21 protein-coding genes and 1 pseudogene are annotated in these 24,035 nt (G+C 42.6%); 8 read left to right on the top strand and 14 right to left on the bottom strand.

All coding sequences use genetic code 11. The features are described 5' to 3' along the window. Nucleotides 1-59: 59 nt before the first annotated feature. The 3 genes from ACR1R9_RS10360 to ACR1R9_RS10350 form a co-directional block, all read right to left on the bottom strand. Complete coding sequence (locus ACR1R9_RS10360; protein ID WP_433921137.1) at nt 60-842, bottom strand: SDR family NAD(P)-dependent oxidoreductase; 783 nt, start codon at nt 840-842, stop codon at nt 60-62. 66 nt (nt 843-908) lie between these two features. Next, complete coding sequence (gene fabZ / locus ACR1R9_RS10355; RefSeq protein WP_175381089.1) at nt 909-1,349, bottom strand: 3-hydroxyacyl-ACP dehydratase FabZ; 441 nt, start codon at nt 1,347-1,349, stop codon at nt 909-911. A gap of 164 nt (nt 1,350-1,513) precedes the next feature. Continuing rightward, a complete protein-coding gene (locus tag ACR1R9_RS10350; protein ID WP_433948786.1) occupies nt 1,514-2,158 on the bottom strand; it encodes a hypothetical protein in 645 nt (214 codons plus the stop codon). A 710-nt stretch (nt 2,159-2,868) separates the two neighbouring features. Here ACR1R9_RS10350 and ACR1R9_RS10345 point away from each other — a divergent pair. Continuing rightward, a complete protein-coding gene (locus ACR1R9_RS10345; protein WP_433921139.1) occupies nt 2,869-4,632 on the top strand; it encodes a methyl-accepting chemotaxis protein in 1,764 nt (587 codons plus the stop codon). Between the two features lie 262 nt (nt 4,633-4,894). On the opposite strand, the gene ACR1R9_RS10340 is transcribed toward ACR1R9_RS10345, so the two are convergent. Together ACR1R9_RS10340 and ACR1R9_RS10335 are read right to left on the bottom strand one after the other, a co-directional pair. Continuing rightward, nucleotides 4,895-6,397: an alpha/beta hydrolase family protein gene (locus ACR1R9_RS10340; protein ID WP_433921140.1), complete on the bottom strand. Its 1,503-nt coding sequence runs from the start codon at nt 6,395-6,397 to the stop codon at nt 4,895-4,897. Between the two features lie 794 nt (nt 6,398-7,191). Beyond that, the gene (locus ACR1R9_RS10335; RefSeq protein WP_175381085.1) at nt 7,192-7,671 is read right to left on the bottom strand and encodes an HIT family protein; all 480 of its coding nucleotides are present in this window, start codon (nt 7,669-7,671) and stop codon (nt 7,192-7,194) included. 316 nt (nt 7,672-7,987) lie between these two features. Between ACR1R9_RS10335 and ACR1R9_RS10330 the strand changes: the two genes are divergently transcribed. From ACR1R9_RS10330 to ACR1R9_RS10310, 5 genes are all read left to right on the top strand, one after another. Further along, nucleotides 7,988-8,491: a DedA family protein gene (locus ACR1R9_RS10330; RefSeq protein ID WP_076291328.1), complete on the top strand. Its 504-nt coding sequence runs from the start codon at nt 7,988-7,990 to the stop codon at nt 8,489-8,491. Between the two features lie 45 nt (nt 8,492-8,536). Continuing rightward, nucleotides 8,537-9,103: a class I SAM-dependent methyltransferase gene (locus ACR1R9_RS10325; protein ID WP_433921141.1), complete on the top strand. Its 567-nt coding sequence runs from the start codon at nt 8,537-8,539 to the stop codon at nt 9,101-9,103. A gap of 89 nt (nt 9,104-9,192) precedes the next feature. Next, the gene (locus ACR1R9_RS10320) at nt 9,193-9,873 is read left to right on the top strand and encodes a response regulator transcription factor (RefSeq protein ID WP_079693707.1); all 681 of its coding nucleotides are present in this window, start codon (nt 9,193-9,195) and stop codon (nt 9,871-9,873) included. Beyond that, nucleotides 9,860-10,966: a sensor histidine kinase gene (locus tag ACR1R9_RS10315; protein WP_433923737.1), complete on the top strand. Its 1,107-nt coding sequence runs from the start codon at nt 9,860-9,862 to the stop codon at nt 10,964-10,966. The genes ACR1R9_RS10320 and ACR1R9_RS10315 overlap by 14 nt, the downstream gene beginning before the upstream one ends. Nucleotides 10,967-11,000: 34 nt before the next feature. Further along, on the top strand, nt 11,001-11,597 hold the full coding sequence (locus ACR1R9_RS10310; RefSeq protein WP_433921142.1) for a class I SAM-dependent methyltransferase: 597 nt from the start codon (nt 11,001-11,003) through the stop codon (nt 11,595-11,597). Between the two features lie 60 nt (nt 11,598-11,657). Here ACR1R9_RS10310 and ACR1R9_RS10305 read toward each other — a convergent pair whose 3' ends face one another. The 5 genes from ACR1R9_RS10305 to ACR1R9_RS10285 form a co-directional block, all read right to left on the bottom strand. Next, nucleotides 11,658-13,925 carry a beta-glucosidase family protein gene (locus ACR1R9_RS10305; RefSeq protein ID WP_433921143.1) on the bottom strand — a complete coding sequence of 756 codons (2,268 nt, stop codon included), beginning with the start codon at nt 13,923-13,925 and terminating at the stop codon, nt 11,658-11,660. A 19-nt stretch (nt 13,926-13,944) separates the two neighbouring features. Then, nucleotides 13,945-15,177 (bottom strand): PTS sugar transporter subunit IIC, encoded by a 1,233-nt coding sequence (locus ACR1R9_RS10300; protein WP_076291333.1) that lies wholly within the window; start codon nt 15,175-15,177, stop codon nt 13,945-13,947. A 210-nt stretch (nt 15,178-15,387) separates the two neighbouring features. Beyond that, complete coding sequence (locus ACR1R9_RS10295; RefSeq protein WP_433921144.1) at nt 15,388-15,588, bottom strand: hypothetical protein; 201 nt, start codon at nt 15,586-15,588, stop codon at nt 15,388-15,390. After that, the gene (locus ACR1R9_RS10290) at nt 15,563-17,644 is read right to left on the bottom strand and encodes a GH39 family glycosyl hydrolase (RefSeq protein ID WP_433921145.1); all 2,082 of its coding nucleotides are present in this window, start codon (nt 17,642-17,644) and stop codon (nt 15,563-15,565) included. Before ACR1R9_RS10290 ends, ACR1R9_RS10295 begins: the two co-directional genes overlap by 26 nt. 173 nt (nt 17,645-17,817) lie before the next feature. Beyond that, nucleotides 17,818-18,633: a patatin-like phospholipase family protein gene (locus ACR1R9_RS10285; RefSeq protein WP_433923738.1), complete on the bottom strand. Its 816-nt coding sequence runs from the start codon at nt 18,631-18,633 to the stop codon at nt 17,818-17,820. A 65-nt stretch (nt 18,634-18,698) separates the two neighbouring features. Here ACR1R9_RS10285 and ACR1R9_RS10280 point away from each other — a divergent pair, with 65 nt between their 5' ends. Beyond that, nucleotides 18,699-19,076, top strand: a complete 378-nt coding sequence (locus tag ACR1R9_RS10280) for a MerR family transcriptional regulator (RefSeq protein WP_175381079.1) — start codon at nt 18,699-18,701, stop codon at nt 19,074-19,076. 252 nt (nt 19,077-19,328) lie between these two features. On the opposite strand, the gene ACR1R9_RS10275 is transcribed toward ACR1R9_RS10280, so the two are convergent. The 4 genes and pseudogenes from ACR1R9_RS10275 to ACR1R9_RS10260 form a co-directional block, all read right to left on the bottom strand. Next, on the bottom strand, nt 19,329-20,360 hold the full coding sequence (locus ACR1R9_RS10275; RefSeq protein ID WP_433921146.1) for a phosphotransferase: 1,032 nt from the start codon (nt 20,358-20,360) through the stop codon (nt 19,329-19,331). A gap of 600 nt (nt 20,361-20,960) precedes the next feature. After that, nucleotides 20,961-21,276 (bottom strand): annotated as a pseudogene (locus ACR1R9_RS10270) (MMPL family transporter); the annotation flags it as partial. A 519-nt stretch (nt 21,277-21,795) separates the two neighbouring features. After that, nucleotides 21,796-21,972: a hypothetical protein gene (locus ACR1R9_RS10265; protein WP_433921147.1), complete on the bottom strand. Its 177-nt coding sequence runs from the start codon at nt 21,970-21,972 to the stop codon at nt 21,796-21,798. After that, nucleotides 21,973-22,395 carry a MarR family winged helix-turn-helix transcriptional regulator gene (locus ACR1R9_RS10260; protein WP_433921148.1) on the bottom strand — a complete coding sequence of 141 codons (423 nt, stop codon included), beginning with the start codon at nt 22,393-22,395 and terminating at the stop codon, nt 21,973-21,975. Between the two features lie 149 nt (nt 22,396-22,544). Between ACR1R9_RS10260 and ACR1R9_RS10255 the strand changes: the two genes are divergently transcribed. Beyond that, nucleotides 22,545-24,017, top strand: a complete 1,473-nt coding sequence (locus ACR1R9_RS10255; RefSeq protein WP_099858940.1) for an MFS transporter — start codon at nt 22,545-22,547, stop codon at nt 24,015-24,017. Nucleotides 24,018-24,035 lie beyond the last annotated feature (18 nt).

Here is a 24,035-nt window from a genome sequence, read left to right as displayed (position 1 = left end):
AAAGCCCTAATTTAGGGCTTTTCATTGAGTCACACTTTTCAACATATACTCCTACATTTCTATAATACAGGGGATGTACCACCATCTATGTTCACGGCAGTTCCTGTTACATAGGAGGCTGCACCCGATACAAGAAAAGCAATCACTTTTGCCGCCTCTTCTGTTTGACCTATTCTCTTGAGTGGGATGCCATGAATGGGGTTGGAAGCGAACTCCTCCCAACTCTGCTCAGGTGCTACAGCCTTCCACTTCCGCTCAATCTGATCGCTACGAATTAGACCAATGCACACGGCGTTAACACGAATATTGTCCTTGGCAAGGTCTTTGCTCATGGCCTTCGTTAGTGCAAGTCCTGCCGCCCGACTGACTGATGTTGGCAAAGACGATGCAGATGGCGCCTTCCCTACAATCGCCGTCACATTAAGGATGGAACCGCCACCTCTTTGACGCATATGAGGAACTGCTGCCTTAGAACTATGGACTGCTCCTAACACTTTCAAATCCAGATCTGAATACCAGCTTTCGCTGCCAACCTCTTCAAACGGATTAGCCGCAGACGTTCCAGCATTGTTAATCAAAATATCCAATCCACCGAAATGCTGTACAGTCTGCTCCACCACACCTCGTACCTCTGCCTCTACTGAAATATCTGCAGAAATGACTAGTGCATCTGTTCCTGTAGTTTGCTTAATACGTTTCGCCGCAGCTTGAAGAGCCTCTTCGTTGCGTGCGACGATTGCCACCTTTGCACCATCCGATGCTAGAACAATTGCTGTCTCCAGCCCGATCCCTTTGCTGCCACCTGTAATTAGTGCTATTTTATCCTTTAATCCTAAATCCATTTGTGTTTCCTCCCTTTTTGTGTCCACTAATTGAATTAGACGGTTTATATTCAGCTAACGTTCCCGTTAGTTAAATGCCTCAATAGAATTAAATGCAAACATAATTTCTGCTTCACAAACTAATTCATTGTTTACCCTTGCAATACCTATTCCTTTAACAATCTGTCCCTTGGTTCGGGTTACTTCGAATTCAAGATGGAGTTGATCCCCTGGTTTTACTTGCTTTTTGAAGCGACAATTATTAATCCCGGTCAGTAAACCTATCTTATGGTTATTGCTCACTACGTTGGACATAACGGTACCACCTACCTGTGCCAGTGCTTCTACAATCAAGACTCCAGGCATGACAGGATAATCGGGAAAGTGACCAAGGAAATAGGGTTCATTGAAAGTCACATTTTTGATTCCAACGGCTTTCTTCCCCTCAATAATTTCTAAGATTTTATCAACCAAAAGAAAGGGGAATCTATGGGGAACAAGCTCTTTAATTTGATTAATATCAAGCATGGATTTCCTCCTCTAATATTGGCTTATAACGATTCTAACTCCATTTGGATAATTAATCCATTATTATACTATATCCTGCCCGTTAGCTTAATGGAACAGATATCGTATTACAATTAGATGGACTTATCTTGCCTAACGAAGGGATATTTCCAAAATTGCCACTTTCAAAGTTGAACTGTTTCTTCAACTGCATAATACCTTTCATATTCTTTAGTCAGCGTGTAGCGCTCGACACCTTTGGAGGCATTCATCGCTTCAGAGGCGTGCTGGATAGCCAATTCGCGACGGCCAGCTTTGCTTTCTATTTCAGCAAGAAGCGCAGATCGCATCCACTGTCTTCTAATCAATTTCAGATGCTCCCTTGCTTGCTCACTCTTCTCTTCCTCCAAAAGCAAAAACGTCTCATAATATGTACGGAAATCTGATCTGCGCATCTGGAGTACCGCTTGCCGAACGACAGTCAAGTTCTTGCGATAAGCACCGTAAGCAGCCTGATATATCGCTTGCCTCGATTTTTTCGTCGTCTGATTTCTAAGTTTCTCCATCGTGATATCGACTTCATCATCAAGTCTGTTGGCAATCACATAATAAATATAAATATAGGGCGTATGATGATTTTTGCGTAAAAAAACTTCCACACGGTCCATCCGGGTTTCCCAAGCCATTGGGTACAAAATGTGAATCGTAAACGCAATAAGTGTGGCGACCATCACCGTTCCCACTATAAGGAAAACAGATTGTTCTTTCCACAACATCACCAGCACAAATACAAATACAACGGAATAAAACGCAACATTCCACCTACTCATTCTCATCTACCATTCCCTTCAGCATCTAAATCATGAAGTATCTATTATATCAGAATTATAACTATCCATTGTATAAATTCAGGATGTAAATATTGATATCACCAATAAAGTATAATTTCAACAGATATGGTGAAAAAGATACTTCTCTAATAGAAAGTGAAAGAATAGCTTAAACATTCATAGTAGCTCGTAATTTCTACTTCACTGTATTCATCTGGGCAGATGTAGTCGATTGCCTGAATGATGTGATCATAATTATAATTCTCGGCTTTTAATTCAAATATGACCCTATCTTCATGTGAAAACTCACGAAACATGGTTGCCACCTCCCCCAATCATTTATTAGTGAACGTTGCTACCTTAATCTAACTAAATGATTATCGTAAACTACTGTCCCAATCACCTCGACGTTCAGACCACCGTCTCCATAAGAATTGCCGAATTCATAACAATGAATATATCTTACATATTTTATCATCGTATAATAAAATTTCATTGTTTTTTCATTCCACATAATTAGAGGCTTGTTATATCATGCAGCAAAACAATTCTGTAAAGGTCCAACATTTAGGGGAAGATGAATGCCGACCAGCCTATATGTATATACAAATTTAGGATTAGTCTTCATTTCCCTCTTCCATTTTACGATAAATAGTATGGGGTTATACGGATAATCCTATTGCTTTACTACTTCCAAGGGGGAACAGAACGTGAGACAGACTCGCAAGAAAAAGATGGATTTAAGGTTCAAACTGTATTTGATCATTCTGGTTCCGCTACTGGCCATGGGCGGTCTAATTATGTGGACCACCATCGACTCTAGTGAAAATGCATCATTAATGACCATGCAGCACAACAATCAGCAGCTGGCAGTGAATACTGCCTCTCAACTAGGCCAGGAATCGGAATTAATCAAGACATTATCCTCTACTGCTTCGGAGGAGAGCAACGAATACAAAAGTCTTAGAGACGAACTCGTTAAAGTTAGGCTTCAATCGGGAGCCTTATACGTTTATATGTATAACAAAACTTCAGACGGGTGGATCTACACCGTGGATGGAGCGGATTGGGATGATAAGGAATACAGTCCTTACGGGACTGCAATGGAATTTAACCCCCAGATTCAGGAACGCTTGTTAAGTGGTGAAGTCGTCACAACGGGCATTGTAGATGATCCAACCTGGGGGCAGCTATTGTCCTCCTTTACACCAATTAAGGATTCGCAAGGTACTGTTATTGGCTATCTGGGCATTGATATTTCTGCTGAAGCAGTGAATCAAGTCTCCGCGACATCCTTGAATAATGCTTATCGGACCATTATCCCGATTTTTGTGGTTGTACTGATTTTATCTTTGGTTATGATGCTATTCGTAGTAAGAGGCATTCTCGGTCAAGTACGCGATATTAAGTCAAGCCTCGAACAGGTTGCTGATGGGAATCTCAAAGTCGTATCCAAACATATAACAAACGATCAACTCGGTGACATCAGTGATTTGATTAATGTCATGGTTGCCCAATTGACGAACATTCTGATGGGAATACAGCAAGGATCCAATACCTTGCAGCAGTCCTCGAAAAATATTGCGGAAACGGCTCAAACGAACCTGCGTCAGACCGAAGAACTTTCCAGAGCGATCGAAGAAATTGCCATAGGATCTACGAAACAGGCCGAAGAGACAGAACAATCTGTCCAGCACTCAGAGAGTCTCGGCAAAATAATGGATGAAGTAGGTTCATATGTGCAACAGTTTACCCATACTTCAGAGCAGTTATCTGCCGTGCAAATACAAGTTACACGTGAACATGAGGTTCTGCTTGAAAAGAGCCGAGAGAATGCGAAGCGCGTCGAGCATCAGCAGGAAATTTCCAGTTCACTGACGACTCAATCGGAACTCGCTTCCTCCATTAGCGGACAAATACACAACATTTTAAAACAAACTCAAATTCTATCGCTGAATGCTTCAATCGAGGCAGCCCGCGCTGGCGAAGCGGGAAGAGGCTTTGCGGTCGTTGCTGGTGAAATGGGACAGCTCGCTCAGCAATCCGAACGTTCGATCCAGGAGATTGATGAGATCCTGAGTTCATTTGTTCAAGAGATACATCGTATGGGCAGTCATTTTGATGCGAATATGGTGGCGGTCAAGGAACAGGAAGAACAGATCGCTGATTGCCTCCAGACGTTCAGACAGGTTAGCCGCTTATCGAACGAAGTGCATGAGCTGGCTCAACGTTTGGAAATCCGTACAGTGGATATGCACTCTATTCGTCAGGAAGTAGAACAGCACTTGAGCTATATTGCTTCCGCAACCGAGGAAACTTCAGCCATGGCCGAAGAAGTCACGGCAAGTGCTGAGGAGCAGCAACGGTCGGCGAACGAATTGTCGAACATCTCCGGACAGCTCTCCAGCCTTGCAGGGAACCTCAAATCATATTCTGATCAATTTCAGATCGAACTCCATAAATCAGATTCATAATAATGAAGCTCCCCGCTCCTGTTGACTCAGACGGCGGGGTTTTGCTTTATCTAATTACCTTGAGTAATCCTCAAACGCTCATATGGTTAAGATCAATCCCAAAATCCTGGTGGATCCGGAATGAGTACCGTTTTATTAAGAAGGTCTCTTCAAAAGCCAAATAGTCGCGTTATGGGAACAGGTATCGCAAAACATTTGGTCTTAGAAGAAGAGCTAGTTGTACGTAATAGCATATATTAAAATCGATTGTCTGTTCCGTTATTTATAATAGCGAGGTTGCGAACTTCACCTCCGGAAAGCGGCTATCCGGTCCTTTTATTAAGTCTCCGCCTTGATTTTTCAGATACATATCGAAGAAATCCAGCATATAAGCATTGATAACGGAGTTCGCTCTTTCTGGCGCAATCTTTCCTGTAATGCCCAGCATATTGAAAAACGGAGAAATGAACTGTACGTCGGTAAAATTCAAATGCTCTGTATTTTCGATATAGAGGATTTGTCCTCCTGCGTCGGCCGTTTCGCGCATACGTTCAAGCTCCAACTTTTTATCTTCCGTTACTTGATCCATCCACTCTCTTGTTGATCCCATCCGGTCAAGCTCTGCATCTGTGTAGACCCGATTATTGATCACCCTGTTTAATTCTTCGAAATAGCTTTCAGAGTTGATGAACAAAAACGGCTTTCTCAGATCCTCGCTTTCACGCAGTCGATACAGTCCTCCATCCAAGTCTATTCCGACCGTGATTCGTGGATCGTAAGAAGCGTCGTAGGCCGTCGCTCCGCCGATAGAATGACCGAACACCCCGACATGTCCGAGATCAATCCTCCCTTTTAAAGGACTTGAAATCTGTCCCGATTGGATGAGCTCGAATTGGTCCAGCGTAAACGCCACATCGCTGGTTAACACTTTTCCCAACTTGTCGCGATTTTCTCTTCCCGTTCGGTAATCATCGTCGGGAGAGAATAAGTCGTTGGTTCTGCTGGTCGTGATTCGACCGTCCGGAAACTCGGTTGCAAATGTATTGTAGGTATGATCGATCACTGCCACGATATATCCGTGACTCGCGAGATTTTCAGCTTGCGTCGTATGGAGGAACCTGGACGAGCCGAAGCCGGGATTCGCAAGGATCAGCGGATATGAAGTCTGTGCCGAGGAGACTTCGGCTCCCGAATAAGCATGACTGGACACATACTTCAAGTGCTGAAGAGTAAACTCAGGAAGGCCATAGTTCGCGGCCATGTAACGTAAAATTGGAGTATCGGGAATAAAGGGTGCGTACTTGCCGGTGCCAACTTTAACCGGATACCATACCTGAACCATCAACTCTCTCTTACCTTCTCTGGCTTTGTCGAAAATCTCTTCCCTATTTGTATCCACGAGATGAAAAGTTTGCGTTCCTACCTTAAATTCGCCTGTCGGTTCAGGTAGATTAAATACTGGAAAAGCATACATAAGACCCGCTGTTACGACCAACATTATCGCTATAGCGGTATAAGCTGAACCCAACAAGAATCGCGGAATTTTTTTGGGGCCGTTTTTTCTAAAATAGCTATAAGCTGAAATGGCTATAAAAATGATTGTTATGCAATATGGAAAAAATAGCTGAACTCTGTATCCTTCCACCGTCCATTGAATGATCAGTAAAAGTGTGGCGATCCCGATTGCAACGAATAGCGGAGTTCTGTTCCGTCTTTTTTTTAATAAGAATGTTAATGCAAACAAGCCGATGTTTGACAAAAAAAACAACAGTTCAAACAGCCTCATCTCGATTCTCCTTTTAAAAAATTTCTATTTTGTTTGTTCCAATATTATCCTGGCAGGTTGGCCTGAGCTATCGATTCAACTTACATCTACCTTACAATTTTGTAATTCTACCTTGTAACTGTGCTCATCTTTGGATAGGAACTTAGTTTCTTAAATCAAAAAAGCCGCTATAATTAGCGACTTTGAATGTAATAATGTTCTTGTCCTGCGACAAGCAGACACAGGATATCGCATGCCTTTTTCTCTTCAGTGTACTTATACACAATACGCAAATTATCCAACCAACCACTCCATCCCATTAATATGCTTTTTTGAGCCAGAATAGTGGAGGAAAAATATCAAATCTATCCGACATATTGAAGAATTAACTGGTATATTGCTACGGAAAGTCCTAAAATACTCGCTTTCATTTTAGATGGATGATATCTTTCTCTGCGAAACAAGTACAGAAAGATCACTATAAATCCTAAGGGAATCCACAGCTGAAAGACACCTTCTGTTGTATAACGAGAAAAAATTGGAATAATGGAAGTACTGATCAAAAAGTAAAAGAAAACTGTAAAACGTCTTGTTTCTAATTGCTTGCTCCACCTTACTAATAAGAAAAAAATAATGATTCCGATAATTGTAATGTATAAAGGGGGGAGAAGAATAGAAACGTCCCCAAATTTGAATTCCATTTTACATTGCCCTCCTCTTTTTAATCATCACCACTGGAACCTTCAATGTCCTAGAAGATAAAAAAACTCTTTTGTAATTGATGACGCACTTTTTCACCAAGCCGATGTTCGTTTTCACGATGCAAATACATTCTTTATCCAAGAACGCAACTTATCAGCATAGAAAGCGCGTTCATCTGGATCGGATGGAGAACCCTTTGACAGATAAAGTTGATCATTCACATATCTAGGGTAAACATGGAGATGATAATGCCACACGTCTTGATTGCCGGCGGGCTCATTATGTTGTCGCGTAGAAATCCCTTCACATCCATATGTACTTTTCATTGCAAATGCTGTAAGCTGAGCCGCGCGGTGAATTTCACCAGCGTAATCCGCTGGGAGATCAAAGATGTTCTCGAAATGTTGATTCGGAACAACAAGAACATGTCCTTTATTGTTTGGCCACCATTTGCTCGCTATAAATGCCGTTACCTTTTCATTCTGATAGATGATATCCCTTTCTTTTGTTCCCTGATTAGGTCGCTCGATACCCCAAACACAACAAAATGGACATACGTATCCTTCGGGCTTATGTGAAATTGATGCTGTCATCTTTCTCATTCCACTCCTTTCATATTTTTCCAACTAGCTATTAGACGCAGGCAACTTTTGTTCGTTGCGTTATCCTCAACATTGATAATCAATCTGAGCTCGTTTTTATTCCGGTATGCCCGGCTCTCTTGATCACCACTCCTGAATATATCCACCTTATCAAGTCTTGCCAGTAAGTTGGCAAGGCTTTTTGTCTTGAACATACCGTAGTAACGCTTTGCTTATGTAATCTTTAGATTTTCTTCAGAATTATGCTTATTAATTCCTTAGTTTTTTTCATTATGATTTCTATATCGACAAGAGTGGAGGCAAAACAATGATCAGTAATACGATCTTAGAGCTACTTCATCAGTATGGATATCTGATTTTTTATTTTGCCTTTTCGTTAGGCCCTTTCGGGATTCCAATTCCAAATGAGATCACGATCATCAGTGGTGCCATTTTAAGTCACACAGGTGTTATCAATTCATGTATCACATACTTCTGCATTCTAACAGGACTATTAACCGCCATTACCTTTGCTTATTTTGCAGGGAAGTTATTTGGACCCAAGATAAAACACAAATTTCAACATAATAAACACTTCGTTAAGGCTGAACTGATTCTGAATAAGAGTGGCAATTGGGCGATGTGCATCGGTTTATTCATTCCAATCGTGCGATATGTTCTCCCTCTGGTCATTGGACTGAGCGGCGTTCAGTATCAAAAATTTGCTCTCATTTCATATTCCAGTGCTTTGCTTTGGACCATAACGTATTTTACAGCGGGAATCTACTTCGGCACTCCCATTCTATCAATACTTCATTTATTACAATTCTAATCGATTTTGATAACATACCATCACATATACGGAGGAACCACAAACATGAATTCCAATGAACCTATTTTATTTCTGAGAAGCTTTCTTCAAAGCCCCAAACATGTTGGCAGCATCATACCCAGTTCCCGGTTTCTCGCTAACAAAATGGTGAACCAAGCGCCTTGGCTAGACGTAAAAGCAGTCGCCGAACTCGGATCGGGCACAGGTGCCATCACTCGTTATATTCATCAACAGGTACAAGATTCAACCCAAGTGTTATTGTTTGAGATGAACGAGACGATGAGGAATAATCTGAAGACTGAATACCCTACTTTCCCCTGTTATCCAGACGCCTCTCGATTAGTGGAATCCATGAAGCAAGAGGGCGTTGAGCAACTGGACTGTGTATTTAGCGGGTTGCCTTTCTTCAACTTTGAGTCTGAATTAAGGAATACGTTGGTAGACCAGATCCATAAGGCACTCAAACCAGAGGGGTTATTCATCGCTTTTCAATATTCACTTCAAATGAAAAAGACACTATCCGAAAAGTTTATCATCGAAAAGATAGAATTAGTGCCCTTGAATGTCCCCCCTGCCTTCGTTTATGTCTGCCGCAAAAAGGAAACAATTTAAACAACTCATGCTATGGTTTACACTGATACTATTCTCTTTATAAGGATTTAAAATCTTATTTAAAACAGTCATAAAAGGAGTGTTGGATTGTGAGTACCGTTCTCATTGTAGATGATGAACCCGACATCCGTGATGTCATCCATGTCTATTTACGTAACGAAGGATATCAGGTCATTGAAGCAGCCAATGGTGAAGAAGCATTAAATATTATCAAAACTACATCGGTCCAGCTCGTTATACTGGATGTCATGATGCCCATTATGGACGGGATCAAAGCCTGCTTCAAAATAAGAGAAGTATCAACCTCTCCCATTATTATGCTATCCGCCAAGGAAGAGGACATTGATAAAATTACAGGCCTGACTACCGGTGCTGACGATTACATGGTCAAACCGTTTAATCCGTTAGAATTACTAGCTCGCGTTAAGGCTCAGCTACGACGTCAAACACTGATTGGCAAAGCAGAATTCAATTCACTTATCCTGATCAAGGACCTTGTCATTGATACAAGTAAACATTCCGTGAAGTTAAAGGAGAATGACATTCCACTAACTCCACTGGAGTTTTCCATTCTGGTGCTGCTTGCCAGCCATCCTGGACAAGTATTTAGCTCCGAGAAGATTTACGAAACTGTATGGAAAGAACCTTACGGGTATTCGGATAATACGGTTATGGTCCATATTCGCAATCTGCGAGAGAAACTGGAAGTGAATCCACGAGAACCTCAGTATATTAAAACGGTATGGGGAGTGGGTTATAAACTTGATTAGACGATTGCCACAGTTTAAAAAAAAGATACAGATTAACATCCTATATCGAATGTTGATCAGTTTATTGATTTCGTTTGTTGGCTCTGTAGGTGTAAATAATATGTTGATCATAGGTGCCGCAAAAATTAGTGAAAGATTTGGATGGCCCTCGCTTCTCTACATTTTTCCTTATGTCCTAACACCAATCTTCATCGTAATTTTCACGTTAATTTTTTTGTTTTCTACACGAAAAATTGTGCGAGATCTCATTACCTTGGAGCAAGGATTGCAATTCATTTCAGAAGGAAATCTGGACTACCGGGTGCCCGTTAATCGACAAGATGAACTTGGGAGAGTCGCTTCCAACATTAATCACATGACTGAACAGTTGCAGCTGCAGATCGTTAAGGAGCGTGAGCTGGAGAAATCCAAAATGGACATGATCACAGGCATTTCACATGACCTGCGCACACCGCTTACCAGCATCATCGGCTATATTGAGCTTCTAAGAACAGAATCATTTCAAGACAAAGCAGAGTATGACCGCTTCATTCAGAACACCCATAACAAAGCAACACATTTAAAGAAGCTGCTCGATGACTTATTTGAATACACACGTCTAACCTCAGTGGATACCCAATTGGATTTGAAAAAGGTTGACCTATACCAGCTATTGGATCAGTTGCTGTTTGAATTTGAACCCTTAGCTCAGGAGAATGGTATTCATATCGAGAAAGAGATTGGCGATGCCCCAGTTATGGCCTGCGTGGATAGTGATAAGATTGCTCGATCCATCGATAATCTTCTTATGAACGCCCTGAAGTATTCTGTGAAACCTAGTACGATTTACATTCGAATGAGTATACGCCATGAGCACATTACCATTAAAGTCGAAAATAAAGGTGCGCCGCTCACAATAGAGCAAAAAGATAAGCTGTTTGATCGCTTTTATAAGGTAGATTATTCAAGAAGCAGCGAAGGTATTCAAACAGGGTCTGGTTTGGGTCTTTCGATTGCAAGAAATATTGCGGAGTTACATCAGGGTACCTTAACGCTTCAACATACGCATAACGTATTTACATTCGAGTTAAACTTGCCTTCCAACATCAAGTGATACATCAATGAATTCAACTATGGAGGATACCGCGATGAAAACATCCGAACCACTTCTTTTCCTGCAAGGATTTCTGAGGAACCCCAAACGAGTAGGCAGTCTCCTGCCCAGTTCCAAATTTCTAGCCCATAAAATCGTCCAGTCTGTACAATGGGATGAAGTTAAAACGATTGCAGAGCTGGGGCCAGGAACAGGTGTCATCACACGTCTTATGAGAGCAGAATTACCGAAATCTGCAACTGTGTTTTTATTTGAGAGAGACCCCAAAATGAGGAGTAATCTGAAGAAAACGTATCCTGAATTCATGTTCCATTCGAATGCATCCTATCTTTTGAAAAAGATCAATCAAGAACATGTGCATCAGTTGGATAGTATCATTTGCGGACTTCCATTTTTTAATTTTTCCAGAGAAATGAAACAAAACATCCTTTCACAGATGCATACATCGCTTCGACCTGGAGGGATGTTAGTGTTATACCAGAACTCACTTCATATGAAGAAACGATTGGCTGACTTATTCGATATTGAGAAAATTAGATTTGTGCCCCTCAGCTTCCCTCCTGTTTTTGTGTATACTTGTCGCAAAAAGAAAGATGAAGGACACAGTGAAACGAGGGAATCAGTATACTAACCATACGAAGCGTTGTAAAAAAAACCATCTATAAAAAGATGGTTTTTAAAGAAATTAACATTAACGTGCCTTCTCAACACGATCAATAAGTTCTTGAATCACCTCGTCAGGCGACCGATCAATCATCCAATTTTGCCCAAACATCTGGAACAATTTCACTACAGGAAAGTCCTCCCAGAATCCAACAAATTCTTCGTTTAGATACACCTTGTCCGTGACGTGCTCGTTCATTTCATCCAGGCACTCTTCTAACACTTTTTTTGCCGTGGAATCGCTCAACCATTCGCTGAGCAGGCTGAACTTATGGAACGTGACTTCTTCCTTTCCGAAGTTGCAATGCAAACGTTCGGTGATCCGAATGTCTCTGGATGAGCTACCGAGTGCGATTTGGAAAAATCCACTCTCTGCAACCCAAAGGTTGTACTTGGTGTTATAGTATGAGAAGTCTCTCTCTTCAAGCTCGAAGACGATTCTGCGTTTTTCGCCCGGCTCAAGCTTGATTTTGGCAAAAGCTTTTAATTCCTTCTCCGGACGGGTCCAATTGCATTCCTCATCATGCACGTATAATTGAACAACTTCCTTCCCTTTTCGCTTGCCCGTATTTTTCAGTTGAAAGGACACCGTAACCCCTTTCTCTACTTGAGCTACTTCGAGGTCCGTATAGGAAAACGAAGTGTAGGACAAACCATGACCGAACGGGAATTGTGGTGCAAGTTCTTTACGGTCGTAATATCGATAGCCTACAAACAGACCTTCGCGATAATACAGTTTGCCGTTTTCTCCCCGAATCCGCATATGGGACGGGTTATCCGACAACTTCACTGGGAAGGTCTCGGATAATTTGCCTGACGGGTTCTCCTGTCCAAACAATACTTCTGCGATCGCTCTACCCATCCCTTGGCCAGACAACCAAGAATGAACAACACCAGGCACAAGCTGCACCCATGGGCGCATGACAAGAGCAGAGCCACTGCTTGTCACCACGATGCACTTAGGCTGAACTGCTGCAACCGCCTGAATCAACTTCACTTGATTCTCCGGAAGATCGATGCTCTTCAGATCGCGCATCTCCGATTCGGCATATTCCGGTTGACCAACGAACAGGACTGCCACATCGGAGTTCATGGCCAAAGATACACTTTCCTTAATCAAGTCTTCCTGAATGGAGTCATCCTCCGGGTAACCTTCAGCGTAACCCAATGTTACCGTGGCTCCGGCCAGCTCTTTTATTTCATCCCAAGGAATGTCGACTCTAGTAGGGGTTACCTTTGCACTGCCCGCCCCCTGAATTCTGGGTTTCTTAGCAAACCGTCCAATCACGGCAATCGACGAGATCGAATCCGGCTGCAGCGGAAGAATCGCGTTTTCGTTTTTCAGAAGGACAATACTTTCGGCTGCCGCTTTACGTGCAAGGGCATGATAGTTTTGATCTCCGTAAGAGTCTGTGGCTTGGTTGCTCGTCACCCGCTCGACCAGCTTCAAAATGCGGGCAACACTCTGATTCAGCTGTTCTTCGGAAAGAGCCCCGTTCTGAATGGCTTCCACGATCGCTTTCGTATTGTAATGAGCAGGACCCGGCATTTCAAGATCAAGTCCAGCCTTCAGGCCGCGAATCCGATCATTAACGGCAGTCCAGTCGGACAGGACAACACCTTCGTAACCCCATTCTTCTCTCAAAATGTCATTCAGCAGATGTTCATTCTCGCTTGTATACGTTCCATTCAACAAGTTATAGGAGCACATAACCGTCCATGGATCAGATTTTTTGATGATACGTTCAAAAGCACTAAGGTAAATTTCGCGCAGTGTCCGCTCGTCTATTTCCGAACTGGTTACCATTTTCTCAAACTCCTGATTGTTACCAGCAAAGTGTTTGAGTGAAGCTCCCACCCCCTCGCTTTGGATACCGTTGATGAATGATGCACCAAGTTCACCTGTCAAACATGGATCTTCCGAATAGTACTCAAAATTTCTTCCGCCAAGCGGTGTTCTTTTCATGTTGACTCCCGGTCCGAGCAGTAACTCGACATCCATGGCCTTCGATTCACGACCTAGCGCGACTCCAACCTCATACAACAAATCCGTATTCCAAGAGGAGCCTATCGCAGAACCCGTAGGGTAACAGGTCGCGGGAACGTTCTCTGTTGTGATGCCCATTTCTTCGTCACTGTTCGTTTTACGGATCCCGTTAGTTCCGTCATACATATGAACGGGCGGGATATTTAACCGCTCAATTCCTTTGGTCATCCACATATTTAATCCCGCGCAGATTGAGGCTTTTTCGCTATGAGTCATTTCCGTCAGCAATTCATTAATCGATTTGTTCATGTCAATCCATCCTTTTTAATCAGTTTTGTTCCTGTTCCTTTTTCAGTTCTTGTGCATCATATAGTTTGAAAAACGGGAACCAGACAACGAATACAATCAGCAGGATTATCGCCAGCAAAATGAGTCCGTTGACGCCGGACATAATGTAGGTAGACAGTCCGATTGGCGTATACCACAATTGAAAGATTTGGCTCGGAATTCTTGCAAAACCCATATCTAACGCCAAATACACAATAATCGGCGTGATCAGTCCGTTGATCCACATCGGTACCATAAGAAGCGGATTGAAAGCAATCGGTGCTCCGTACACGACTGGCTCGTTAATATTGAACAAGGAAGGGATAATCGTCGCCTTACCGACAGACTTTAATTTTTTCGATCTTGCCAGCAGGAACCAGACGACGAGTGGCAAGGTCGCACCCATTCCCCCAATACCAAGCCAGCCGGAGAAGAAGGTTTCGAAGGTGTTGATATTGACTGGATCTTGTCCTGCTGCGACGAGAGCGGCATTCTCTTCGATTGCAGGTATCCATATGGCGTACCAGATCGGTGTCATGACCCATGGACTTACGCCGAAGGAATACAGAACAACCCCGATGAAGTTAAACAATACAAACCCAGTCAGGCTTTGCCCCATGGCATTGATGGGTTCAAACACGCTTACGATCAGTGCAAAGATATCAAAATGAAGCTGGTATACGAGCAACCATCCAGAAGTTAACACCAAAGCAATCGGGACGAGAAAGTCGAACCAATCCATGATGAACTCGGGAAGAGATGATCCTTTTTTGAAAAACGAGAATTTATTGCATACATTCATGACAAGCGCAACAAATACCCCCACCAAAAGCGCCGTAATCATACCGGAAGGACCAAATCGTTCAAGGATGAACTGAATGGTACCATCTTCATTCACACTCGGATTAAGAAGCATAACGAACAGGGAGACCCCAGACATCCCCGCAAGCAGCTTAATTTTGTGGCGATCCTTTTTTTCCATGACTACATAAGGCGTCAAAAAAGCAATAAACAGACCCAACAAACCAAAACTGAACGTCGTTATGGGTGTCAGGTCCGGCATTCCCGGTATGAAATCCTGCAAAATCGAAATTAATGTAATGATCGAACCAATAAAAATCATCGGGATAGCGACCATGATCGCTTCTTGAATCGACGAAACCCAAATATTGTTCGTAAACGCCTCCAATCTGGGCGCAAACGATTCTGTCATCCATTTCATAAAACGTTTCATCCAAACTCCCCCTACTTTCCTCTTAGCTGCTATAACCATAGTATAAAGTTTTATGTTAACGCTTTCTTGTTGTAACTTGCCGCATCTTGGTTCGTTTTTTGTCCTCTTCATGCCTTTAGTTCTATCTTGTCTGCTTCTGTTGGAATTAAACAACAAAAAACACCCCTTCCTTGCGGAAAGGATGCTTTCAGTTGTGGATTGCGCAATCATTTAGTACTGCCGATCGAGCGTAAGTAGCGTTATACCATGCGGCGGGAGCAAAATATCTCTACGCCAATGTTCACCCTGCACGATTTCTGACCGGATTACCGGACCGCTTCTGCCGTTTAAATAGGAGATCTCTTCTGCTGTTAACGAATCTGGTGAACCCATACGGATCCACTCGTCAAATACTTTTTCGAGTTCCGACATAACCGTTTCCCTTTACTAGCAGCTCGTCCCCCAGCTTCTGCATTAGCTCAAACGCATAATACGCCGGCTTTTTCAGCCCGTCGCGATTGATCAGACCAAATCCTCCGTAGAACGGAGAAGCAGGAACGATGCTTTCTTCGAATACGTCAGTAAAGGACCAGAAAGCCATCGCCTTTACGTCGCCTAGCGTATTCATAGTGTGGTAGATAACAAAAGGAGCCATAAACATCGTATCGTGCAGCAAGTTTCGGTCATACAGTGAAAAATTCCACTCCGTCACATGTAGCTCAACATGGTCATACGATGATGCATTCATTTTTTCCCGTAAACGTTCAATGCTTTCCTTATAAAAAGAAGGCGGCATAATCTTCGTTAGACGATCTTCATCAATTTTAAGTTTCGGATACTCCGAATAAATATGAAACGAAAAGAAGTCTAAAGGCACCTCACGCTTTTGGCAATATGACAAAAACTCTTCAGTCCAAGTATCGTTCCAGAGGGAGCCATAACCCATGGCAGGGCCTCCCGTTTTCAGTTCAATCAACACCGATTTGATGGCACAAACGGTGGATTCATAAAAAGCAAAGTATTCTTCCTTGCTCCCTGCCCAACAAACTCCTGCCAGATCAGGCTCGTTCCACACTTCGAAATACCATTTCTTCACTTCTTGCGCTCCGTATCGATTCAAACAATGGCGAATGAATTCACTGACAAGTGCTTCCCACCGGGCGGGATCGGATGGTGGACTGATATTCCCTTTCCACTGAAATATCGTTTCATTGGACCTCGCAAGTAGGCTTGGCATGAAACTTAACTCCACAAATGGCCGGATCCCCTGATCCAAAAGGAAATCATAAAGCTTGTCCACGTAAGACCAGTTGTAGACTGGTGTTCCATCCTCATTCTCGCTGTACACCATCATCTCATCATTGAATATGCCATGAAACCGGATATAGCGAAACGGAATTCGTGCCCTCAATTCGACCAGCTGCCTCCGCCAATCTTCGCGCAAGCCTTCTGCAGCTCTGCCCGCAGTCATGGTAATATTCCAGTGTTTCTCATACATAACTGGGGTGTGGTCTCTCCGGATCTCAATCAGGTGCTGCTCTTCCATCAGGGATTTTGTTGGTGGGAGCAACACCTGCTGCGTTTCCGTTTTCTCGTCCAGGTACCGATACAACGATCCCATCGCGTTTAACGTGTCCATCTCATAATAATCTCCGCTTGAAGATTCCTCGTACGTTTTGGGCTTTCGGTTCTGGTTCGGATTGGGTGATTCTGGCGCGAGCGAAGCTTCGCGGTAAGAGCCGGGCGTGCAGCCGTACTTTTCTTTGAAGTATTTATTGAACAGCTTTACATTGGCGAATCCACAATCCAGCGCGATTTCCGAAATTTTTTTCTCACTCCCCGCCAGTTGAGCCTGGGCTTTCTCCAAGCGAATGAGCGTCAAGTATTTTTGGAAGGGGATCCCGATTTTATCGGTAAAAAAATGGGAGAAATAATGCAAGCTCAAATGCTCGGAAGCAGCCATGTCTTGCAGCGTAATCTTCTCACTGTAATGGCTATCAATGTACGCAAGGACCCTGTTCAGTCTTTTATAATCGTACTCCTTGCTGCTCTCTTCTACATCCAGATTCGACCCATCGGAAAAATATCGCAAAAGGCATCCACATAACGTCTGCAGTCTGCCTATCGTGTAGCTTCGATAACCCTTCGTTTTTTTGTTGATTTCCCATACCATTTGAGCGAGGTTTTGTTTGATGCTAGTTAAACGTAATTTATCCTCATCATTATTCAGAGCAGAATTGCAGGAAATAAACGCATTAGTGTTCAGCAATTCCGGACCGAACTGCAATGTCAGAAGTACATTGTCTTGATTGGTCCGTTCAATCTTATGGACAGACATACTATTTACCACGATTACATCATCTTCATGAAGCGTATATTGCTTTTGATCCAGATACATGATGATTGAACCTTGAAGGACATACACAATTTCAACTTCCTTATGCCAATGAAAATCAACATGTTTCACGCTGTTTACAAAGAGCTTCATAGGTAGGTCGTCCTGGTTCTGTATAAACTCGTATAAATAACGAATCGACTTCTCCTCCCCTCGTATTAAATTATTATAGACATAGCGTTTACAATAAAACAAAAGACTACACATCATCGTAAGCATCTGTGCTATAAAATCAATATAAAGGCATGCTCACCATCTTCGGAAAATCATTCCCAGATTTCACGGATACTTGGGGCTTCTTGTATAGCTTGCTCGTAACCAGCTTTCACCGATGATGGTGCAAAAGTTGGATCATAACGATTTTTTTCCATGGCTACAATGCTGTTTCCATCCGGTATAATAAGTGAGGCCATTGCACTTTTTTGCAATTTCGCTACATCATTCTTAACACCTGGAATAAATCCATGTGTATTAGGCATAGGTGATAACACGATAACTTTATTAAAACCGCTTGCTAGATGAGCGTTTGTGCTTGATACCATTCCACCGTCAATCCAGTCTTGCCCGCCAAAGCTTATAAACGGCCAGATTCCTGGAACAGCACCACTTGCAGATACGGCATCCAACAGAGAAACGCCCGAATCCTTATTCAGTATATGAAGGTCACCTGTCGTCGCATTGATTGCAGTCTCATTTAAATTGGACGGCCATTCGGTTGTTACAAGCCTGGATTTCACAACGGATCGCCGCATTTCTTGTGTAACTTTAGAGGGGTGCCTTTTAGCAATATCTCCAAACATTTTTCCTGTTTTTTTAGGTTTGCTTCCACCCAATAGAACAGCCCTAAACCATAAAAACGTAGTTAAAATGTCAGTTGAAGCATTGACTTCAGCGGTATTTGGCACTAATTGAGATGCATAGAGTTTATTTAAATCATAATGAGATGCTAGTGCAGCTCCAACAAATGAACCAGCAGATGTTCCATAAATTGCGTCTGCATCTGCTAAATTGATCCCTTCATGGAGTAAGCCTGTTAGCATTCCGATTTCCCAGGCTATACCGGTGACTCCCCCCCACCCAATACAACTGCCCGATCATAAACTATGAAGTAATGTTCAGGGTCAAGACAAAATTTTGAGGTGCCCTCATGAAAATCAGTGAAGTTTCCAAAGCAACTGGAGTAGCTGTTTCAACAATCAGGTTTTATGAGAAACAAGATCTGCTTCCTGAGAAATATATAGACAGAGACGATAACACTTATAGAAATTATTCATCCGATGTAATTGAGCATCTGTTAATGATCAAAACAGTTCATTCTGTAGGCTTCTCCCTGAAGGAAATCACCGAGATTCAATCCAGTAATGGTGATGATATTTCGATCGATAAGAAAATTAAGCTGCTATATAGTAAACTAGCCGAAATCGAAAAACAAAAAGAAGATTTATATCAGTCAGAGATGATATTAAGAAAAATGCTAACCAACAAAATAAACTTAAACATCAGCCATGAAGAAATTCATGATTAATTTCCACTAAACTGATTTCCATTCTTTTAACAGATTTGAATGACTCGATAGCCGTTAAATTCTCAGTACCTTTCTTTATATGATTAAGAAAGGCTTACTTGCCAAGTTTAAAACAAAAAAAGCTGCCGAATTGGCAGCTTTTTTGGAGAAGTAAAAAGGTGACTGAAGCTTCATCTTGATGAGAGTGCCGTAGCTTCCCCGCTTGTTGGGACGCAAACGTACTACTAAATAGCAATCTCATGATGAAACAATTTAATTGAGCTTATGAAGTGTACCGTTCTTATGTTCATTGAGCAGCTCTGAGAAAAGCTTGCTAGAGTAATCAATCCTACGCTCTGGAAACTCGCCTGTAAGTATAATCTTCAACATATGAAGCAGACGTTTACCCGTTAGTTCAGTAGGCCCGAGAGACCATTGTCTAATACTGGGATATAAGTATATCAACCCAGAGTAACGAAATGCTGCCCTCAATCTTTCATAAAAATCATCATAGCTGAGTGATATACCGTTCGCAATTAATTCCTTGTAATAAATTTTGGCATCCTCAAGGTTAAAATAACTAGCCAGATCAATATAAAAGGGCGCATAATAACACCATCCGAAATCAATAAAATAGGGTTTTCCTTTGTAATAATGGATGTGGGAACCGTCTACGGATTGCAAATCTCCATGCGTAAGAGTCAGGCTTTCCTTCTCATCATACAAAGCCACCATATCACGTGAAAAAGCATTGGCTTTTTCACGTAGTAATGGCAGATACGCGCCAAATTCCTTGTAAAATTCGGGGTTCTGCTCTATAAGCGTTTGAAAATGGTCCACAGACACTTGTGTAACTAAATAATTTTCCCAATAATGACGGTCAGCATGGGGGAGCCACAGCATCTCCGATCCTCTATGCATATTAAGGGCATGGATTCTAGCTAATGCCTCCGCAACTCTTGGCGACCAGTCTACGCCAGGCGGAGGAAATTTAACACTACCCAGATCTTCTATCGCCATCCATCTAGGCTCATCTGTTTCTAGATCTAGTGAAAAAGTGGCGGGCGTGTTCTGATGGCCCTGGTCAGTTAACGTTTTCATTGCCATGCGTTCTTTTAGGGCAGCCTCTTTATATATTACGCTCTCCTTTTGACCATTTTCATAAGTAACCTCTATACGACGTACATCCGCACCAGACCACCCACGTTCAGCATCCGTCATATACCCTTGCTCTAGATGACGTATTTTTCCACGTTGTAGTTCTTCAGCTAAACCTTGAGCAATTATGATCATATTATGTTCCAAATTAATCTACCTACCAATCTAGTTAATATAAGTTACTCAATAGAGCAATTTTTTGAACTCCTAAGAAATCTCAAGCAAATAGGTGTCCGACGTGCCTTCGAGTTCACTTCCTTCCTCATTATTTTTCAAAACAAAAAAAGGGCAGAAAATGAACAAATTGTTCATCTTCAGCCTCTGTAGAGAATTGACTAACGGATAACATAATGTCCAATTCAACCGAATGTCAAACAAATGACACTTGTAAAAATAGGCATAATGTAAAAAAACCATGCATGAGAGCACGGTTCCGCAGTCAACTAGAAGTAGTTGATGTCCCATGTTCTTAACTAATGCAAGGGTTATTCCATTTTATTACACGAAAAAATAAACCACTTAAATAAGCGGATTTCTGCAATTTAAATGAAATAAACCTAATGCAATTAACTAGCTAAGAACAACAGCAGACACTTGATACTTCCCCCTTATATTGAAACTAGCTATAGTATAGATTGAAAACAGGAACTAGTCAAAATTCTAAATGCTTTATGAGGAGCAGCGTTAAACAAAAGGATTACCTCCGAGCCGTTGATACATGCCCTAGGTAAATCCTTTTCTATTTATTTAGTGTATGGAATCATGGGAGACATGCTGCTCCTTCAGCTGATTCCCGTCGCGTGCACGACACTCTTGCTCCTCATTCGTCCTGCGGCCCATGAAAGGCCACCAGTTCGCTGGCCCGAACGAACGGACCATAACGGGAATGAATAGCGACAGCATGAGCAAAGTGTATATTAAACAGTCCACAAAGCACAATTGTTGCAATCTGCAGGAGTGACATTACGCCAGAAGGGAGCATTACCGCAAACGTACCGCCCAGAATAACCGCTGCAGACATAATGACTGTTCCCAAGTTTTTCATCGCTTCAAGAATAGCTTGCGGCGAGATGTAAACGAATTGCTTCGGAATTCCAGAGTCATGTTGCTAATTTGGAGATAAAAGTTGATATACATAAAAAGGAGAAGCAAAAGAATGCATAGGAATATCACGGAAAACCTTATTTATATGATCGAACATTGAGGAAAAAGCCGCTTACAAAGAAACACAATGTAGCTGAATCAACTGCTGCTATGTAAAGGGAATAAAAGAGACGGAGGAATCAAAATACTGAGACACTTATTCGTGGTGTTGTGTTTGAATTCATGTTGAGTACGATAATGAAGATACATAGTTTTGTTGAATTCGAAGAATACTTTGCATCATGCATAATACCTTATCGCCAGAAGCTCAACTCAAGCAAAGTCTTTTAGGATTTAGTGCGGGCAGATTTTAGGCTATCTCTATTGCAACAGGTCTCGTTTGGTGTTTAAACACAAAATGGCGCAGGCAGTAGCTATATCCACAGGACGCATTTCGATAGCTACGATTATAAGTGTACCTGCAGGATCCTTGATCGATTCAATGTTTTATTGTCTCAGCCGTTCTTGGTTTACTGGTTATCAGGCAAATCGCGGCTGCGAGTGACAGAGCCGGAATCATGATTGCATTCACTCGGGCAATTTCCAGATACCACGTCATGGTTATGATCCATTCTTTTCCGGTAATATCCTCGTCAGTTGCTATGACCTTGATCATCTAACCCTGTTTGCTGTCGTAAATTTTTTTGAGCAGGTCCGCAAACTGCTGTTTATCGCTTTCGGACAAACTATTCGTCATCTGAAGGCTGAACTCATCCAAAATCCGTTTCAGCACAGGTTCGAAATCTTTCGCTTTTTGCGTTGGATAAAGCAGGTAAGAACGACGATCGCGAGAGTCCACCGAACGGTAAACGTATCCCGCCTCCTCTAGCTGCTTGACGCAACGGGTCGTAGTCGCTTTATCGAACTTCACTTCATTTGTGAGCTGGTCCTGGTTGAGCCCGGGATTCGACAAGATGGCTTTAAGATAATTGTGGTGCCCGCCACCGCCGATATCAAATGGTTTTAATATGCTAGCCAATTCTTTTTGGTTAATACGATGAATGTAGGACAACATTTTGCCAATCGAAGGTTTCTTCAATCCAGTACCTCCTTAAGATCTTTTGTATCCAAAAATTTTACCTCATGCAAGTTGCGTACGCAACTAACTTCAAGTATAATCAAAACCAAATTAGTTGCTAATGCAACTAATTGATTTTGACGATAGTAAGGAGTGATTATTTAGTGAAACTGGAAGACGAGAATCGTTTCATTACTTATCAAGATGACCCAGTAATCCAGAAAAGACGTTGGATCATCCTGATAGTCCTGAATTTATTTACATTTATGTCGACGCTCGACGGCAGTATCGTCAATATTGCTCTGCCTGTTATCGCGAAGCGGATGGATCTGACAGTAGCTGAAGCGGAGTGGATAGTCACCGCTTACCTGATGACCATTTGTGCAGCGATCCTCTTTTTCGGCAAGCTCGGAGACATCGTTGGTAAAATAAAAGTGTTCAAATGGGGTATGATTATTTTCACGGTTGGTTCCCTTCTATGTGGGCTCAGCTTCAGCCTGCCGTTTCTCCTGGGTTCACGACTACTCCAAGCCTTGGGCGCAGCGATGACGATGGCCAACAGCCAGGGCATCATTACAGACATCTTCCCAACAACAGAACGGGGAAAAGCGTTGGGGCTGATCGGTACATTTGTCTCGCTTGGCAGCATTGCTGGACCGAGCCTCGGCGGTATTATCGTATCCGGACTGGGTTGGGAGTACATATTTTTGGTAAATATCCCGGTTGGACTGATCGCGATTGCGATTGGGTGGAAGGTACTTCCTGCTGATCGTACCAAACTGAAGGTGCGTATCGATAAGGCCGGGGGGTTGCTATTCCCTTTATTTATCATAGCTTTATTTTCAGGTCTACTGCTCGGGCAGCAGGTCGGTTATGGGGATATGCGGATCGTCGCTGCGTTAATCATCTCCGCCATTGTTTTTGTTATTTTCCTTTTCGTTGAGATTCGTAATCCAGAACCCATGCTAAAGCTCGACCTGTTTAAAAATCCGCTGTTCAGCTTAAGCATTTTATGCGGCTTTCTGGTATTTGTGGCCAACTTTTGTTTTAACATCATCGCACCGTTCTATACGCAAAGTATTTTGAATCTTACACCCTCCCACGCTGGGCTCTTGCTTATGCTGTTTCCGATTGTCATGGTAATCGTAGCTCCACTCAGTGGCGCATTATCGGACAAAATTGGTTCCGAACTGCTCACTTTCGCAGGACTCGTTGTGATGGTCATCGCTCAAGTCGGACTTGCTCGACTCCATAGCGGCAGTTCTATTATTCTGGTTGGGAGTTGGATCGGTATGCTCGGTCTCGGTAGCGGTTTGTTTCAATCACCGAACAACTCGTTGGTAATGTCAAAAGTCCCCAAAACCCAACTCGGAATTGCAGGCAGTATTAACTCGCTCGTCCGCAATATGGGCATGGTCGTGGGAATTACGGTTGCTACTACCACCCTGTTTGGCGTTATGAGCAACTTGGCTGGTCGTAGGGTTACAGGACTTGTGCCGGACCGCCCCGATCTTTTTCTATCAGGCATGCACGTGGTCTTCATGACCTCCGCTTCAATCTGCTTAGTAGCCGCAGTACTTACGGGTTGGAGGCTATGGTCGGCAAAACGGACTTTACGCAGCGAACATTTACGGTCTCGATAATAATATACATCGAAAAGT

It is taken from the genome of Paenibacillus taichungensis (assembly GCF_050994985.1).
GTDB classification, from domain to species: Bacteria; Bacillota; Bacilli; order Paenibacillales; family Paenibacillaceae; genus Paenibacillus; species Paenibacillus taichungensis.
Note: the sequence above shows the minus strand (reverse complement) of the source record. Positions and strands in the feature narration are given on the sequence as shown.